The following is a 16,705-nucleotide window of genomic DNA, read 5'->3' as shown; positions in this document are numbered from 1 at the left end:
CCCGTCCCACCGCGCTCAGCGGGTGCCGTGAACGCCGAAGCTCTCGCCGATCCCGAAACCGGGTTCGGTGACGAGCCGCACGATCAGGTCGCCGATGCTCTTGCGCGACACCGTCGCGTCGGGGTTGGCGAAGGGCTCGCCCTTGCGCGTGGTGCCATAGGCGATCACGTCGTCGTCGTTGAGCCAGGCGGCGCGGATCACGGTATAGTCGAGGCCGGACTGTTCGACGGCCGCGGCGCTGTCGCGATAGGGGTCGAGGACATTGCGATAGCGCTGGCCGGGCACCTCGCCATAGATGCCCATCGAGCTGATGAAGATCAGCCGGCGCACGCCCGTCTTCTGCATGGCGGCGATGATCGCCTTGGCCTGGCGCGCCATGTCGCCGGCAAGATTGGCATAGACGATGTCCTGCCCGGCCATGGCCTGTTCCAGGGCTGCGGCATCGGTTGCGTCGCCCTCGACGATGTCGATCCGCGAATGGGCGGCAAGCCGGTCGAGGCGGCTGGCGCGGCGCAGATACAGGGTGAGGCGCGCATCGGTCCGATCGAGCAGCAGCCCGGTGGCGACGCGGGCGATCTGGCCATAAGCGCCGATGACGAGAAGGTTGGTCATGCGGGGATACTCACGGCAAAGGGCGCGGCAGGGGCGCCGCGCCCTGGGAGGCGGAGAAGCCGGGACGGAACCTCGTCCGCCCCGGCCCCGGGGGAGATCAGGCCGGCGTCGGCAGCTTGCCGGCGCGCATCGCGGCGATCACGCCACCATCGATCAGCAGGTCGCTGCCGGTGATGAAGCCGGCATCCGGGCCGAGCAGGAAGCTCGCGGCGATCGCGATTTCCTCCGGCGGTGCCATCCGCTTGGAGGGCGATGCCTCGACCATGCCGCGGTAGATGTCGCCGATCTCGGAATTCAGCTCGTGCGCGGCCAGCGGCGTCACGATGATGTCCGGGCTGATCGCGTTGACGCGGGCGCCGCGCTCCCCCCAGCGAATGGCCTCGGCCTGGACGCGCAGGAAATTGGCGCGCTTGGCGACCATATAGGCGACCAGCGTGTTGGGGATGCGATCCGACTGCAGGCACGGCAGCGAGAGCAGCTGGTCGACGGGGGTGTGGGCGAGCTGCTTCTCGTCCTCTTCCGGCAGCTGGCGCATCATGTGGCCGGCCATGCTGGAGATGATCAGTCCGGCGCCGCCCGGCGCGATCACCGCGCCGAATTCCTCGAACACGACGGCCGAGCCATAGAGGTCGACCTCGAGGATCTTTTCCACCGGCGCCATGTTCGGGGAAAGGCCGGCGGTGTTGACCACCTGCATCACCGGGCCGAGTGCGGCAGCGGCCTTGGCCAGCGCCTGCACCGAAGCGTGCGAGGTCACGTCCACCTGCTGCGTCACCACATCGTAGCTGGCATCTCGCATCGTGTCGGCTGCCTTGGCCAGCGTTTCCGCGTTCCAGTCGGCGAGCACCACCTTCCGGCCGAAGCCCTGGCGGCGGGCAATCGCCTGGCCGATGCCCCCGGCGCCGATTACAACGATCACGTCCTTCGTCATGTCTGGTCTCCATGGCCTTGCGGCGCGGGAGGCGCCGCGGAATGTTGCGCGCAGGATACGGCATGGGCATTTAGACGATTAGCCGCTAAGTTCCGCATGGGTCTATCGCTGGAGCTTATCAATGCGGCGGGAAGAGTTGGGTGATCTGGCCGTGTTCCTGGCGGTTGCCGAGGCACGCAGCTTCACGCGCGCGGCGGCCAAGCTGAACACCTCGCAGTCCGCGATCAGCCAGATCGTTCGACGGCTGGAAGCCGGCATGGGTGTGAAGCTGCTTACCCGCAACACCCGCAACGTCGCGCCCACCGAAGCAGGCGAGCAACTGGTTGCCACCCTGCGCCCGGCCTTTGACGAGATCGACGCGCGGCTTTCGGCGCTCAGCGCGCTGCGCGAGCGGCCGGCTGGCACCGTGCGGATCACGTCGAGCCGTCATGCCGCAGAGACGATCCTGTGGCCGGCGGTCAGTCGGATGCTTCGGCAGTATCCGGACATCGCGGTGGAAGTCTCGATCGACAGCCATCTCACCGACATCATCGCCGATCGGTTCGATGCAGGAATAAGGCTGGGCGAACAGATCGCCAAGGACATGATCGCCGTTCCGATCGGGCCGGATCTGCGGATGGCGGTGGTCGGCTCGCCCGCCTATTTCGCCGCGCATGGCCGTCCGCAGGTGCCGCAGGATCTTACCGCGCATGCCTGCATCAACATCCGCATGCCGACCAGGGGCGGTCTCTATGCCTGGGAGTTTGCCAAGGACGGTCGCGACCTCAACGTTCGTGTAGACGGCCGGCTCATCGTCAACGATGTGCCGATGGTCCTGTGCGCGGCGGCTGAAGGGATGGGGCTTGCCTGCGTGCTGGACGTCCAGGCCGAACAGCTGATTACGGAGGGCAAGCTTGAGCGCGTGCTCGAGGACTGGACCCCACCCTTTTCGGGCTACCATCTCTACTATCCCGATCGACGGCAGCTGCCGCCGGCCTTCTCGATCCTGGTGAACGCCTTGCGCTACCGGCGGACGGGCGCGGCCAGTTAGTCGCCATGCGGATTGGTTTGCCGACTGGTGATGCAACCCGCATTTGCCATAAAAGGGCAGAGGCGATCTTTTCGGCTGCATGCCTTGCCGACCCGAACGCCATCACCGCCAACTGCATTCGAATTCGACAGGAGGTCGCACCTGTTCCTCTTTGAAATCCTGCTCGTCATGCTGCTGGGCGCGGCGGTCCTCTCGCTAGTCGCAGAGCGGATTGGCGTGCCCTATCCGACGCTGCTCGCCTTGGCCGGTGCCGCGCTGGCCTTCGCGCCGGGCATGCCGCATCTGCAGGTGCCCCCAGAACTGATCCTCGCGCTCTTCGTGGCGCCGGTGCTGCTCGATGCCGCGCATGACGCTTCGTGGCGCGACCTGAAGACGAACTGGCGGCCTGTGCTCTCTCTGGTGCTGGTCGCGGTGGGGCTGACGACGATGACGGTTGCGGTCGTTGCCCGGCTGCTGGTGCCGGACATGTCGTGGGCGGCGGCGATTGCCTTGGGGGCGCTGCTCGCGCCGCCCGATGCCGTGGCGGCGCTCGCGGTGATGCGGGCGGTTTCGCCGCCGCATCGGCTCCGCGTGGTGCTGGAGGGCGAGAGCCTGTTCAACGACGCCTCCGCGCTGCTGATCTACAAGCTCGCCTTGACCAGCGTGGCGGTGGGTACGTTCAGCATCGGCAATGTTGCGCCAGCGCTGCTGCTCGTTTCGGTAGGGAGTGCGGCGGCGGGCTGGATATTGGCGACGCTGGTGACCCGTCTTACCGCGTTGGTGCGCGATCCGGCCATCGCCACGATCATCCAGTTCGTCGGCACCTTCGGTGTATGGCTCCTTGCCGAGCGGCTGGAGCTATCCGGCGTGATAACGGTCGTCGTCTTCGGGGTGACGGCCGGGCGCCGTTCCTCCGGCGCTTCCTTCACCGAGGTGCGGATCAAGTCGTTCGCCGCCTGGGACACGGCGACGCGGATCCTCAACGTGCTGGCCTTCACGATGGTCGGCCTGCAGCTGCGGCCGATCGCCGCCAGCCTCACCGCCGCGCAGGCGCGGGACTATCCGCTCTACGCGCTGGCGATCCTGGCCATCGTGATCGTCGTCCGGCTGGTCTGGGTGCTACTGTATGGAGTGGTTCGGCTCATTTCCGGTTCCCAACCCGACGAGATGCTGGGCACCTGGTCGGGCACCCTGAAGAGCGGCCTGGTGGTCGGCTGGTCGGGCATGCGCGGCATCGTCACGATCGCTGCGGCGCTGGCGCTTCCACAAGATTTCCCGCAACGCGAATTCGTTCAGCTTGTCGCGTTCGTGGTCGTGCTGGGTACACTCGTCCTGCAGGGATTGACCCTCAAGCCGCTGCTGAAGGCACTGCGCTTTCCCCCAGACACCGTGGTGGAGGATGAAATCCGGCTCGCCCGCGAGGCGATCGCTCGGGCCGCCTTGCGCGCGCTGGACGGCCGGGAGGGTGAGGCAGCGGAACGGCTACGCCGGCACCTGGCGGAAGGCGTCGCGACCTCGGAGCGCGGCGAGGACATGTTTTCCGACGAATCCCGGCTCCGCCTTGCCGTTCTGCCAGCGTCGCGTCAGGCGTTGGATCAGTTGCGGGATCGAGGCGAGATCGGGGACGATGCCTTCCGTTTCGTCGAGCAGGAACTGGACTGGTCCGAATTGACCGCGCAGTCGCACCGCTACGAATGATCGTGCGAGATAACAGGTCCTTTCATCAAACCTGAATATAGAGGCATGCACCATCTAGCAGATAGTCGTCCTGGTGGATCGACTGCTATGGCATCGATCGCTGACAGCAAAAAGGCCGGCGCGGGGAGGTGCCGCGCCGGCCTTTTCGTCGAAACATGTGGAGCGGTGCGGACAGGGTCTGCACCGCTCCTTTTCTTAGAGCAGCTGCTCGATCAGCGCCTTGGCGACCGCTTCCGAGCTGGCCGGGTTCTGGCCGGTGATCAGCTTGCCGTCGGTGACGACGAAGGGCGCCCAGTCCGGGCCCTTCTGATAGCTTGCCCCGAGCTTCTGGAACTCTTCCTCGATCAGGAAGGGGACGACGTCGGTCAGCTCGACTGCGGCTTCCTCGGAATTGGTGAAGCCGGTGACGCGGCGACCCTGCACGAGCGGCGTGCCATCCGCCGCCTTCACATGGCGCAGCACGCCGGGGGCATGGCAGACGAAGCCGATCGGCTTGCCCGCGCGCTCGAAGCTCTCGATCAGCTGGATCGAGGTTTCGGACTCGGCGAGGTCCCAAAGCGGGCCGTGGCCGCCCGGATAGAAGACCGTGTCGAAATCGGCCTGGTCGACGGTGTCGAGCTTCACCGTGCTGGCCAGTGCTGCCTGGGCGGCGGGATCGGCCTTGAAGCGGTGCGTGAGTTCGGTCTGGAAATCGGGCAGGTCGCTCTTGGGATCGAGCGGCGGCTGGCCGCCGGCGGGGGAGGCGAGCACCACCTCGGCGCCGGCATCGGTGAACGCATAATAGGGCGCGGCGAATTCCTCCAGCCAGAAACCGGTCTTCTTGCCGGTATTGCCGAGTTCGTCGTGCGAGGTGAGTACCATCAGGATCTTCATCGGTCTTTCCTCTTGCGGGGGACACGCGCCGCAACTCGCGGCGCGCCGGGTTGGTTCAGGCCTTCAGAATCGCGCGCAGTGCCGCGAGCTTGTCGGCGTAAGGGGTGCGCAGCCGCAGGTTGCTGGCGCCGTCGGTGCTCTGCACCACCACCGGCTTGGCGTGGCTGAAGCGGCGGAAGCCATGGATGCCGTGATAGGCGCCCATGCCGGACGGCCCCACGCCGCCGAACGGCAGGCTGTCGATCGAAACGTGGCACATGATGTCGTTGATCACGAGCGCACCCGAGGTCGTGGCGGCGGCGAATGCCTGCTGGCGTTCGGGATCATCGCCGAAATAATAGGCCGCCAGCGGACGCGGATGCGCGTTGACATAGGCCGTCGCCTCGGCGGGATCGGCAACGCTGCGCAGCGGCAGGATCGGCCCGAAAATCTCTTCCTGCATCACCGTCATCCCGTCGTCGACGTCCAGCAGCAAAATCGGCGCGATCTTGCGCGTCGCCTGATCATAGACGGGTTCGCCCGACGGTGCGAGGCTGCCGAGCGTGCGCTTTCGGCGGCACGCGCGCGATCGAGCGACGTCGCCGGCGCGGTGCAGATCATCGGCGATGCCGATTTCCTGTCCGAAGTCCTGTCGCGCCGGCTGCGGCCGCTGCTCGATACGGGGGTACGCGTACGCCTGCACACGGGCTCGCGCGACATGATCGTGCAGATGCTGGTCGAGGGGCATTGCGACCTGGGCATCTCCGGATACCCGGTCAGCGATCCTCGGCTACGGGCCGAGACCATCCGCAGCGAGCCCATCCTCGCCGTGGCCAGCCCGACCGTGGCGGACCGGATCGCGGCAGCCGGGGATCGAAGCGCGGCCCTCGCCGCCGAACCGGCGGTGGCGTACACCTTCGAGCTGCCGCTGTTCGAACAATGGCTTTCGCACAACCGGATGGAGGCGGTGCGCCCGGTGCTTGCCGTCCTCAGCCAGGACCTGCGCGCGCTGCGCGGCATCGTCTGTTCGGGCTTCGGCTGGTCGGTACTGCCCGGCTATATGTGCACCGAGGCGATCGAACGCGGCGAACTCCGCGCGCTGGAAGCGCCGCAGGGACCGACTTATCTCGCCTATTACATGCTGTGGTCGCCCACGGCACTCCGGCCCCCCCGCATCGCCCACGCCCGGCAGGCGCTGATCTGGGCGATGAAGGGGTGAGCGTCGCCGGCGCCGTCAGGCCGGCAGCTGCATCTGCTTGCGCAAGCTCTTGTCGAACGCATTCGCGGGGACGAAGCGGCGGAGCAGGCTGAGCGTGCGCGCCGCCTTTCCGGCAGGGGTGCGCAGCCGGGGGCGCGGGGCCCGTGCAACCGCGAGCACGGCGGTAGCGACGACCTCGGGCGCGTCTCCCAAGGCGATGCCGCCGGTCCACACCGCCTGCATCGCCTGGCGCGCGGCGGCATAGGCATCGAGCGGTTGGTCCGGGAGGACGGCATGGCCGTCGATCTCGGTCTGGGTGAACGCCGGTTCGACGAGCAATACCCGGATGCCGAACGGCCGGACCTCATGGTCGAGCGACTGCGAATAGCCTTCGACGGCGTGCTTGCTCGCGGCATAGAAGGCCGCGAAGGGGCTGGGCAGGAAGCCGACGACCGAGCTGATGTTGATGATCCGGCCGCCTCCCTGCTGGCGCAGGATCGGCAGCACCGAGTTGGTCATGCGGACGATGCCGAACAGGTTCAGGTCGAACAGCGCCTTGGCCTGTTCGATCGAGGATTCCTCGGCCGCCGCGATCAGCGCGCCGCCGGCATTGTTGACCAGCAGGTCGATGCGGCCGGCTTCTCGCATCACGTCCTGCACCAGCGTAGTCACCGATGCCGCATCGGTCACATCGCACGGGAGCATGGTCACGCCGGGAGCGCCGCTCGCACCTGCCTTGCGGCTGGTACCGAACACCCGGTAGCCGGTCGCTGCCAGCGATCGGGCGATCGCCAGCCCGATTCCGCCGCTGGCGCCGGTAACGATGGCGACCTGATGTTGGTTGGTCATTGCATCTGTCCTTTTGCTGGTATCGAAGCCGCTCAGCCCTTGGGGGCGTAGCGGGCGGCGGCGACGGCACCCAGGCCCGAGGGCAGGGTGGCCCGCGCGGTTTCGAGCGCGGTCCACAGCGCCACGTCACCGAGCGGCGGGATCGTGACCGCCTCGCGCTGGTCGAAGCCGGACAGCGCGGCATCGACCAGTTCCTCGACGTCCATCACATTGGGAATTTGCGCGAGATCGGCGCCGGCGCGTTCCCAGATTTCGGTGCGGGTGGCGGCGGGCAGCACCGCCTGCACGTACACGCCCTTGGGGCCGACTTCGGCGGCGAGGCCCTGCGACAGGGTGAGCAGATAGGATTTGGTCGCCGCATAAATGCCCGGGAAATATTCCGGCATCAGCGACACGACCGAGCCGATGTTGACGATCGCGCCCGAACCGCGCGCGACCATCCCGCCCACGGCCGCGGCGGCGAGCATCGTCGGCGCGGTGACGTTGAGGCTGATCAGCTCCGCCATCTTGGCCGGATCGGCGGTCTCGACGCCGCCGAGCAGCGCGGCACCGGCATTGTTCACCAGCAGATCGATCGGCGCGCCGCTGCGCAGGCGGTCGCCGACCGCGGCGAGATCCTCGGCCTTGGTCAGGTCGGCCAGGAGGATTTCGACGGCGACGCCGTTCGCTGCGCGCAGCTCGTTCGCGAGCGCCTCCAGCCGCTCGGCGTTGCGGGCGACGAGTACCAGATCATGGCCCCGCGCGGCGAGGCGGCGGGCATAGACGGCACCGATGCCGCTGGACGCGCCGGTGATGAGAGCGGTCGACATGCACATTCTCCTGCAGCGGGAGCGACTCGCTCCCATGTAGATGATGATCATCATCTATTTGCTTTGATGATGGTTGTCATCTACATTTTGCGCCAAGGAGGTCCGAGCCATGGCAAGAACGCGTCAGCAGAAAGAGGAAAGCCGCCAAGCGATCGTACGAACGGCCGCCAAGCTGTTCCGTGAAAAGGGTTTTGACCGCGTCACCGTCGCCGAGGTGATGGAAGGCGCGGGCCTCACCCATGGCGGCTTCCCGCGCCATTTCGCCAGCAAGGACGATCTGGTCACCGCCGCGCTGGCGGATGTTTTCGAATCGAACGCGCGCGAACCGTTGCTGCCCTCGGGCGATCTGGCGGCGTTCGTGCGCGGCTATCTCGATCCGGCGCACCGCGATGCGCCGGGGTCGGGCTGCGTCTTCGCGGCGCTGGGGCCGGAAATGGCGCGCGCGCCCGCCGCCACCCGCCGCCTGCTGACCGAGGCGATCGACCAGCAGATCACCGCTTTCGCCGCGCAGGTGCCGGGAGAGGATGTCGAAGTGCGCCGCCGCGCGGCAATCGTCGCCTGGTCCGCTGCCATCGGCGCGCTGCTGCTCAGTCGGATTTCGGATTCGCAGCTGCTCTCCGATGAGATACTGGCCGCCGGAAGGCGCGTTGCCGACCGGCTCGAATGAACGGCCTGTTGCGGACCCCACAACGGAAAAGAGCCGACGGGTTTCCCCGCCGGCCCTTTTCTCGTCAGACCGTGGCTGGTTCGCCCGCCATGTCGGGCGGAACCACCGAATGTGACTGCGCCGCACTGTTGTCGCGGGGCTGGATGCGGAACCAGACCGCATAGAGCGCCGGCAGGAACAACAGGGTCAGCACCGTGCCGCCCAGCGTGCCGCCGATCAGCGTATAGGCCATCGATCCCCAGAACACCGAGTGGGTGAGGGGAACGAACGCCAGCACCGCCGCCAGCGCGGTGAGGATCACCGGCCGCGAGCGCTGGACGGTCGCCTCGATCACGGCATGATAGGGGTCCATGCCTTCCTTCTCGTGATCGTGGATCTGCCCGGTCAGGATCAGCGTGTTGCGCATCAGGATGCCCGCCAGCGCGATCAGCCCGAGGATCGCGTTGAAGCCGAAGGGCTGGCCGGTGACGATCAGCGTCGGCACCACCCCCACCAGGCCCAAGGGCGCGGTGAGGAGGACCATGCTCATCGTCGACAGCTTGCGGGTCTGCAGGATGATCACGATCATCATCAGCACCAGCATCAGCGGGAAGATCGGGGCGAGCGCGGCATTGGCCTTGCCGGCTTCCTCGATCGATCCGGCCATGTCGATGTGATAGCCGGCCGGCAGGCGCGCGATGATCGGCTGCAGCTGCTGCTGCACCGCCACCGATACGTCGGGCGGCTGCAGGCCCTCGGCGATGTCGCCGCGCACGGTGATCGTGGGCATGCGGTCGCGCCGGCGCAGGATCGGATCCTCCATGCGGACTTGCAGCGTGCCGATCTGGCGCACCGGCACGCGCTGGCCGGCGCTGCCGACCAGGGTGAAGTCGGCCACCCGCGCGGGATCGAGCCGCTGCGCGCCTGCCGACCGGGCGACGACCTCGACCGAGCGGATATCCTCGCGCACCTGCGATACCGGCGCGCCGGAAAGCAGGAACTGGAGCTGCTGGGCGACGTCGCTGGAGGTCAGGCCGATCGCGCGGAGGCGATCCTGGTCGAGCACGAAGTGCAGCGTAGGCACCCGCTCGCCCCAGTCGGCGTTGACCGTCCGCATCTGCGGGCTGGCGGTCATCGTCGCACGAACCTCGTCGGCGATGCCGCGGACGCGTTCTGCGTCGGGCCCGCTGACCCGGAAGGCGACCGGATAGGGCGAATAGGGCCCGAACACCAGCTGCGTCACCCGCACCTGCGCCTGCGGGGCCAGCCCGTCGGCCACCGCACGGCGCAGGCGCAGCTTCAGCGTGTCGCGGGCCTCCTCCGAGCCCGTGAGCACGACGATCTTGGCGAAGGACGGGTCCGGCAGCTCCGGCGACATGGCGAGGAAGAAGCGCGGCGCGCCCTGGCCGACATAGGCCGTGACCACCTTCGCCTGGGGCTGCTTCCGCAGCCATGCCTCCACCTGCGCGGCGGCGGCGCTGGTCTGTTCGATCGCGCTGCCCTTGGGGAGCTGCACCTCGACCAGCACTTCGGCGCGGTCGGACTGGGGGAAGAACTGCTTCTTCACCAGCGCCATGCCGGCGCCCGCGATCAGGAAGGCGACCAGCGTCACCACGCACACCAGCACCTTGTGGTGCACCGCCCAGCGGATCACCCCGCGCACCTTGTGATAGCGCGGCGTGTCGTAGATCGCGGCATGTCCGCCCGCCACCGGCCTGATCGCCGGAAGCAGCTTGACGCCGAGATAGGGCGTGAAGATTACCGCCACGAACCAGGAGGTGATCAGCGAGAAGCCGACGATCCAGAAGATGTTGCCGGCATATTCGCCCGCCGAGGACTGGGCGAAGCCCACCGGCATCAGGCCGATCACGGTGAGCAGCGTACCCGCCAGCATCGGCGCGGCGGTGTGGCTCCACGCATAGGCCGATGCCTTGATGCGGTCATAGCCCTCTTCCATCTTCACCACCATCATCTCGATGGCGATGATCGCGTCGTCGACCAGCAGGCCGAGCGAGAGGATCAGCGCGCCGAGGGTGATGCGGTCGAGGTCGCGGCCGGTGGCGAGCATGATCAGCAGCACCGCGGCCAGCGTCAGCGGCACGGCGGCCGCGACGACGATGCCCACCCGCCAGCCAAGGCTGATCAGGCTGACGATCATCACGATGGCCAGCGCCTCGAAGAAGGTCTTCATGAACTCGCCGACGGCATCGGTGATGTTGACCGACTGGTCGGTCACCTTGGTCAGCGTCATGCCCACCGGCAGTTCGGCAGTGATGCCCTTGATCTCGCTCTCGAGCGCCTTGCCCAGCTCCAGGCCGTTCCACCGCTCGCGCATGACTACGCCGAGCAGCAGCGTCGGCTCGCCCTGGCTGCGCACCAGGAAGCTGGAGGGGTCTTCATAGCCGCGCTTGACCTCGGCGATGTCGGACAGGCGCAGGGTGCGGCCGGGGGCGACCACGGGCAGGTCGCGGATCCGCGCCAGATCGGTGAAGGCACCGTCCACGCGCACCACCGTCTGCGGACCCTTCGCCTCGATCGAGCCGGCGGGGGTGATCAGGTTCTGCTGACCCAGCGCATCGAAGATCGCGCGCGGCGAGACGCCCAGCGTCGCCAGCCGGTCCTGCGAGAATTCGATGAAGATGCGTTCGGCCTGTTCGCCGACGATGTTGACCTTCTTCACGCCCGGCACGTGCAGCAGCCGCTGCCGCATCGCTTCTGCCTCGCGCACCAGCTGGCGCGGCGGCTCGCCCTTGGCCTTGAGCGCATAGAGCGCGAAGGTCACGTCGCCATATTCGTCGTTGACGAACGGCCCCATCGTGCCGCGCGGCAGGTTGGGGGCCTCGTCGCCCAGCTTCTTGCGGGCCTGGTAGAATTCCTCCTGGACCTGGCCGGGCGGCGTGCGGTCGAGCAGGGTCAGCGTGGTGAAGGCCAGGCCGGGGCGGGTGAAGGTTTCCGAACGATCGTACCAGCGCAGTTCCTGGAGCCGTTTCTCCAGCGGCTCGGCGACCTGGTCCTGCATCTCCTGCGCGGTGGCGCCCGGCCAGGCGGTGACGATGGTCATCGTCTTCACCGTGAAGCTGGGATCCTCGGCGCGGCCGAGCTGCAGGAAGGCGAACACGCCCGCCAGCGTGATCGCGACGAGGAAGAAAAGGGTGACGGAGCGCTCGCGCACGGCGAGCGCGGAGAGGTTGAAGCCGCCCTTGCTCATCGCGCGGTTTCCTTGACCGGGGCGACGCGGATGCGCTCGCCGGCGTGGAGCAGGTGCGCGCCGAGGGCGACGAAACGCTCGCCCGGGCGGATGCCGCCGGCGATCGTCGCATCCTCGGCGCTCATCGCCACCACTTGCACCGGGCGCCACGACACGGTGGGCGCATCGCCGCTGCCCACGATCCACACGCCCGGCCCCTTGCCGCCATCGTGCAGCGCGCCCAGCGGGATCCGGGCACCGGCCACGGCCCCGCTGCCGGCGAAGCGGATCGATACCGTAGCCCCAAGCGGCGCGGACGCGGCGGCGCCTTCGAGCACGTAGCGCGCCTCGAAGGTGCGGGTGGCGGGATCGGCGGCGTCCGACAACAGGCGCAGGCGGGCGGTGGCGTGGACGTCGTTCTGGAAGATCACGGCGGTCGCGGTCGATCCGATAGCGGGGCGCACGGTCTCGGGCAGCGTCACGCGCGCCTCGCGCGGGCCGGCATGGGCCAGACGGATGACGGTCTGACCCGCCGCCACGACCTGACCCGGCTCACCCAGCGTCTCGACCACCGTGCCGTCGGCATCGGCGACGAGCAACGAATAGGTGGCCGCATTGTGGGCGGCCGACGCCTGGGCCTGGGCGGCACGGAGCTGTGCCTGGGCGGCATCGGCGGCGGCCTTGGCCTGATCATAGACCGAGGCGGAGATCGCGCCGGCGGCGACCAGATCGCGCAGGCGGCGCTCGTCGGCGGTCGCCTGGATGGCGCGGGCGCGGGCGGCCTCGACCGTGCCCAGCGAGGCGGTTGTGGCGAGCGCGAGATCGGTCTGGTCGATCCGCATCAGCGGCTGGCCCTTGCGGACCTGCTGGCCGGTATCGACCAGGCGGGCGACGATCTTGCCGCCGACACGGAAGCCGAGATCGCTCTGCACGCGCGCCGATACCACGCCCGAATAGCGTTGTTCGCCCGAGTCGACGCCCTGCAGCGTCGCGACTCGCACTAGCGGCGGATCGGTGCGCGGATCGGGCGCGGCGTGACCGCAACCCGAGAGCAGCGGCGCCGCCCAGCCAAGCGCGAGAAGGGGGAAAAGCGGGCGAAATGACACGTGAAGTCCTCCCGGAGGGTAAGGCTCCATCATGCATACCAGTGACTAATATGTCAATTAGTCACTGGATACTCCCTGTCGGTGTCAGGGCGCCAGGCTGCGCAGGATCAGGCCGCTGATTTCCGCGGGGCCGTCGGGCAGAAGATCGAGGTGGCGCTCCAGGCTGAGCGGGTCGGCGAAGGGCGAGATCGCATAGAGGATCGCACGGCAGACCTCGTCGATCGGCGTCTTGCGCTCGAATTCGCCGCTGTCGCGCCCCAGCGTGACGATGTCGTGCACCATGGTGCGGATCCGGGCCCAATGGTCGCGTGCCGAATTCCAGCGTTCCGAGGCTGAATAGGAAGCGATTTCGTAGAGCTTTCGATCCACGAAGAAGAGCTTGGCGCTTTCGGCAGACAAGGAACGGATGAAGATGCGCAGTTTCTCGGTGGCTGAATCCGCCTCTGCGACTGCCAATGCTACCGCGTCCCGCAGGGCGGACAGGCAGTTGCTGCAAATTGCCTCGCCGATCGCCTGCTTCGAGTCGAAAAATCGGTAGATATAGGCTTTCGAGAAACCGATCTCGCGGGCGAGATCGGCCACCGTCGTCTTGGCGTAGCCATAGTGGCTGAAATGGTCCTGGGCAGCCTGGATGATCTGATCGCGCACATTGTGTGCGGCCGGGCCGCGGGACGCCGCAAGGCTGATGGGGGCAGTGTTCTCACTCATGCGGGGTAGATACGCAATCCGACCAGACTTGACAACGTATAACCAAATACATCATTAGTCACATCGAACAATCTGCTCCCTCCAAGTCCAGAGCGTGGTGATGCGTCTCAGCCTTTCCCCTCCCATTGTCCTCGGCGCCTCGCTGTTGCTCGCCGGTTGCGCGGTCGGCCCGACCTATCGGGCGCCGGCCCTTGCGACACTGCCCGCCTTTGTCGGTACGGGTGCGGTAGAGGCGCGGCCGGCCAATGCCGGCGCCCCGGCCGATCTCTCACGCTGGTGGCTCGCGCTGCACGATCCGCTGCTCACCGATTTCGTCGACCGTGCGCTTGCCCAGAACCTGGACCTGCGACAGGCGGTCGCGCGCGTGGCGCAGTTGCGGGCGGCGCTGACGGGCGCGAATGCCGCGCTGCTGCCAAGCGGCCAGGTCAGCGGGCAGGCTGGCTCCAGCCGCCAGTCCGTCGAAACGCCGATCGGTCGTCTGGCGAGTGGCTTTCCCGGCTTTCAGCGCGATACCGATCTCTACGAGCTCGACTTCGGCGCCTCCTGGGAAATCGATGCGTTCGGCGGCCTCAACCGATCGCGCGAGGCTGCCCGCGCCGAATGGCAGGCAAGCCAAGCCGGCGCGGTCGCCGCGCGGCTGACGGTCGCTGCGCAGACCGCGGACACCTATGTCGCGATCCGCGGCCTGCAACTCCGGCTCGCCATCGCGCGGGAGCAGCTGGAAACCCAGCGCCGGCTGGTCGCGCTGGTCGAGCTCCAGTACGGCAAGGGCGTCGCCGCCGAACTCCAGTTGCGCCAGGCCGAGGGCGCACTTGCCCAGGTCGAGGCCAGCGTCCCCGAGCTGGAGGCCGGGCTCGACGTCGCGATGAACGCGCTCGACGTGCTGGTCGGCCAGCAGCCGGGAACGGCCCGCGTCGCGCTGGCGGCGGCCGCACCGATTCCGGCGCCACCGGCGCTTTCCACCGCGATCGGCCCGGCAGAACTGCTCCGCCGCCGGCCGGACATCATTGCGGCCGAACGCACCCTGGCCGCCTCCAATGCGCGGATCGGGGCGGCGATGTCGGACTATTATCCGAAGTTCACGCTCAGCGGCCTGCTCGGCACCGCGAGCACGGCGGGCAGCGGCCTGTTCGGCGGCGGCGCAAGCCAGGCGAGCGGCGTGCTCGGGCTGCGCTGGCGGCTGTTCGACTTCGGCCGCGTCGATGCCGAGATCCAGGCCGCGCGCGGGCGCAATGCCGAGGCGCTGGCCGCCTATCGGCTGACCGTGCTGCGCGCCTCCGAGGATGTCGAAAACGCCTTCTCCGCGCTGGTGAAGCGCGAGGCACAGGGGCAGATCCTGCAACAGGGCGAGGCGTCGCTGCGCCGGGCCCGCGATGCGTCGCTGGCCGCCTACAAGGGCGGGGCGGTGAGCCTGGTGGAGGTACTGGATGCCGATCAGCGCCTGCTCGCCACCCGCGATGCCCGCGCCCAGGCGGAGACGGCCGCCACACGCGCCGCGATCGCCTCGTTCCGCGCGCTGGGCGGCGGCTGGTCCCCGCCGGAGCCTGTCGCCACGGCATCGGCCGCACGATGAAAAACAAGGGAGAGGACGACATGAAGGTGTTTGACCAGAACGGGGCGGACGGCCTCGCGCAGGTGCAGGCGCTGCTCGACAGCGGTCGGCAGCCGCCGATGAACGAGACCATCGGCATCGCGCTGGTCGCGATCGAACGGGGCAAGGCGGTGTTCGAGGGGACGCCGGGCACCTCGGTCTACAACCCGATGGGGTCGGTCCATGGCGGCTATGCCGCCACCCTGCTCGACAGCGCCTGCGGCATCGCGGTGCATACCGCGCTGCCGGCAGGGCAGGGCTATACGACGCTGGAGCTGAAGGTTTCCTATCTGCGTGCGATGTCGGCGGCGAGCGGTCGCGTCCGCGCCGAGGGCGTGCTGGTGTCGCTCGGCCGGCGGGTTGCCTTCGCAGAGGCGCGCCTGATCGACGAAGCGGGAAGGCTGTGCGCCACGGCCACCTCGACGCTCCTGGTCTTCGACCTGCCCACGGCGTGACGTCGACATTTGTCACTGAATGACATTTGAACTATCTCGGCGGACACAGATAGGATCAAGGATCATCGTGACGGGTCTCAGAGAGCGCAAGAAGGACAAGCTGCGCGCCGATTTGCTCGGCGCTGCGCTGGATCTGTTCGCCCGCCAGGGTTTTGCCGAGACCACGATCCACCAGATCGCCGACTCCGTCGACGTGTCGCCGCGCACGTTCCTGCGCTATTTCGCAACCAAGGAAGACGTGGTGGTGAGCTGGGTCGAGGAGAGCACCGCCGTCTTTCTGACCAGCTTCCTCGAACGGCCGGCCGGAGAGGCGCCCGATGCGGCACTGCTGGCCAGCGCGCGGGCGATGCTCGTCCATTATACGGCGAAGGCGGAGTTCTACCTCACCATCGAGCGGGCGATCGCGTCCTCCTCGGCGATCCGTGCGCGCAAGCTGGAGATGACCTCGACGCTCGCCGAGCAGGTGACGGCGGCGCTGGCCCAGCGCACGCCCAAGGCCGATCCGCTGCAACTCGCGCTGTACCCGGCAGTGGTCTTCGCGATGCTGCGCACCGTGATCGGCGTCTGGGTGGAGAGCGAGGGCACGCGCCCGCTGCTCGACCTGTTCGAGCAAGCTGCGGCGCTGGTGACCTTCCGGCCGGTCTCGGGCTGAACCGCATGGGCGGGGCGCGCCTGAATCCGCCGTTTCCAAGAACCGTCACAAACCTCGATCGAGTGCTGTGATGCCGGGCACAGTGCATGCGCGCACGTAGCGTCGTGGGTGCTCTTCCGTCGGCAATCCAATTTCGATGATGCGTACGAGCAGACGGTAAGCGCCGCGATCCGGCGCTCGGGATAACGTACCTCGTGATCGCCCGTTGCATGGAGACGATCGCCGTGGCCGACCGGGTGGTGGTGCTGGCCGGCGGGCGGTTCCATGCGGCCGAGAAGCCGAAGCTTCCGATGGCGGCCGACCGCGACTCCGCAAGGCCTTCCGGTATCAGGACGGGCGCAGGCTGGAGTAGAATTACAGTCCTCCATTGCCAAATGTCGCTGAGTGACATAAATGGCATCG

The 16,705-nt window shown here is 67.8% G+C and carries 16 protein-coding genes; 7 read left to right on the top strand and 9 right to left on the bottom strand.

Annotated features, from left to right (window positions below):
• Window positions 1–15: 15 nt before the first annotated feature.
• Together KK7_RS0105390 and KK7_RS0105385 are read right to left on the bottom strand one after the other, a co-directional pair.
• Window positions 16–612, bottom strand: coding sequence for an NAD(P)H-binding protein (locus KK7_RS0105390; protein WP_010543616.1), 597 nt, complete (start codon window positions 610–612; stop codon window positions 16–18).
• Window positions 613–709: 97 nt separating this feature from the next.
• On the bottom strand, window positions 710–1,543 hold the full coding sequence (locus KK7_RS0105385; RefSeq protein ID WP_010543615.1) for an SDR family oxidoreductase: 834 nt from the start codon (window positions 1,541–1,543) through the stop codon (window positions 710–712).
• Window positions 1,544–1,664: 121 nt separating this feature from the next.
• Between KK7_RS0105385 and KK7_RS0105380 the strand changes: the two genes are divergently transcribed.
• Window positions 1,665–2,573: a LysR family transcriptional regulator gene (locus KK7_RS0105380; RefSeq protein WP_010543614.1), complete on the top strand. Its 909-nt coding sequence runs from the start codon at window positions 1,665–1,667 to the stop codon at window positions 2,571–2,573.
• A gap of 30 nt (window positions 2,574–2,603) precedes the next feature.
• On the top strand, window positions 2,604–4,250 hold the full coding sequence (locus tag KK7_RS0105375) for a cation:proton antiporter (RefSeq protein ID WP_202798666.1): 1,647 nt from the start codon (window positions 2,604–2,606) through the stop codon (window positions 4,248–4,250).
• Between the two features lie 195 nt (window positions 4,251–4,445).
• On the opposite strand, the gene KK7_RS0105370 is transcribed toward KK7_RS0105375, so the two are convergent.
• Window positions 4,446–5,123 carry a type 1 glutamine amidotransferase domain-containing protein gene (locus KK7_RS0105370; protein WP_010543612.1) on the bottom strand — a complete coding sequence of 226 codons (678 nt, stop codon included), beginning with the start codon at window positions 5,121–5,123 and terminating at the stop codon, window positions 4,446–4,448.
• Window positions 5,124–5,178: 55 nt separating this feature from the next.
• Window positions 5,179–5,805: an aldehyde dehydrogenase family protein gene (locus tag KK7_RS23230; protein WP_272941564.1), complete on the bottom strand. Its 627-nt coding sequence runs from the start codon at window positions 5,803–5,805 to the stop codon at window positions 5,179–5,181.
• On the opposite strand from KK7_RS23230, the gene KK7_RS23225 reads away from it, so the two are divergent.
• Entirely contained in the window at window positions 5,713–6,321 is a 609-nt protein-coding gene (locus tag KK7_RS23225) for a substrate-binding domain-containing protein (RefSeq protein WP_157999981.1), read from the top strand. The genes KK7_RS23230 and KK7_RS23225 overlap by 93 nt on opposite strands.
• 15 nt (window positions 6,322–6,336) lie before the next feature.
• Here the strand turns inward: KK7_RS23225 and KK7_RS0105355 are convergent, their stop codons facing one another.
• A complete protein-coding gene (locus tag KK7_RS0105355; RefSeq protein WP_010543609.1) occupies window positions 6,337–7,149 on the bottom strand; it encodes an oxidoreductase in 813 nt (270 codons plus the stop codon).
• A 32-nt stretch (window positions 7,150–7,181) separates the two neighbouring features.
• Window positions 7,182–7,958 carry an SDR family NAD(P)-dependent oxidoreductase gene (locus KK7_RS0105350; protein WP_010543608.1) on the bottom strand — a complete coding sequence of 259 codons (777 nt, stop codon included), beginning with the start codon at window positions 7,956–7,958 and terminating at the stop codon, window positions 7,182–7,184.
• A 109-nt stretch (window positions 7,959–8,067) separates the two neighbouring features.
• Between KK7_RS0105350 and KK7_RS0105345 the strand changes: the two genes are divergently transcribed.
• Window positions 8,068–8,625 carry a TetR/AcrR family transcriptional regulator gene (locus KK7_RS0105345; RefSeq protein ID WP_010543607.1) on the top strand — a complete coding sequence of 186 codons (558 nt, stop codon included), beginning with the start codon at window positions 8,068–8,070 and terminating at the stop codon, window positions 8,623–8,625.
• A gap of 64 nt (window positions 8,626–8,689) precedes the next feature.
• Here the strand turns inward: KK7_RS0105345 and KK7_RS0105340 are convergent, their stop codons facing one another.
• The 3 genes from KK7_RS0105340 to KK7_RS0105330 all read right to left on the bottom strand — a co-directional run bounded on the left by KK7_RS0105340 (window position 8,690) and on the right by KK7_RS0105330 (window position 13,605).
• Window positions 8,690–11,812 carry an efflux RND transporter permease subunit gene (locus KK7_RS0105340; RefSeq protein WP_010543606.1) on the bottom strand — a complete coding sequence of 1,041 codons (3,123 nt, stop codon included), beginning with the start codon at window positions 11,810–11,812 and terminating at the stop codon, window positions 8,690–8,692.
• Window positions 11,809–12,897, bottom strand: coding sequence for an efflux RND transporter periplasmic adaptor subunit (locus KK7_RS0105335; RefSeq protein ID WP_010543605.1), 1,089 nt, complete (start codon window positions 12,895–12,897; stop codon window positions 11,809–11,811). The genes KK7_RS0105340 and KK7_RS0105335 overlap by 4 nt, the downstream gene beginning before the upstream one ends.
• Before the next feature lie 84 nt (window positions 12,898–12,981).
• Window positions 12,982–13,605: a TetR/AcrR family transcriptional regulator gene (locus tag KK7_RS0105330; protein WP_010543604.1), complete on the bottom strand. Its 624-nt coding sequence runs from the start codon at window positions 13,603–13,605 to the stop codon at window positions 12,982–12,984.
• A 100-nt stretch (window positions 13,606–13,705) separates the two neighbouring features.
• On the opposite strand from KK7_RS0105330, the gene KK7_RS0105325 reads away from it, so the two are divergent.
• The 3 genes from KK7_RS0105325 (at window position 13,706) to KK7_RS0105315 (ending at window position 16,303) form a co-directional block, all read left to right on the top strand.
• Entirely contained in the window at window positions 13,706–15,178 is a 1,473-nt protein-coding gene (locus tag KK7_RS0105325; protein ID WP_010543603.1) for an efflux transporter outer membrane subunit, read from the top strand.
• 20 nt (window positions 15,179–15,198) lie between these two features.
• Window positions 15,199–15,651 carry a PaaI family thioesterase gene (locus KK7_RS0105320; protein WP_010543602.1) on the top strand — a complete coding sequence of 151 codons (453 nt, stop codon included), beginning with the start codon at window positions 15,199–15,201 and terminating at the stop codon, window positions 15,649–15,651.
• A gap of 67 nt (window positions 15,652–15,718) precedes the next feature.
• Window positions 15,719–16,303, top strand: coding sequence for a TetR/AcrR family transcriptional regulator (locus tag KK7_RS0105315; protein ID WP_010543601.1), 585 nt, complete (start codon window positions 15,719–15,721; stop codon window positions 16,301–16,303).
• The last annotated feature ends 402 nt before the right edge of the window (window positions 16,304–16,705 follow it).

It is taken from the genome of Sphingomonas elodea ATCC 31461 (genome assembly GCF_000226955.1).
Taxonomy (GTDB): domain Bacteria; phylum Pseudomonadota; class Alphaproteobacteria; order Sphingomonadales; family Sphingomonadaceae; genus Sphingomonas; species Sphingomonas elodea.
Note: the sequence above shows the minus strand (reverse complement) of the source record. Positions and strands in the feature narration are given on the sequence as shown.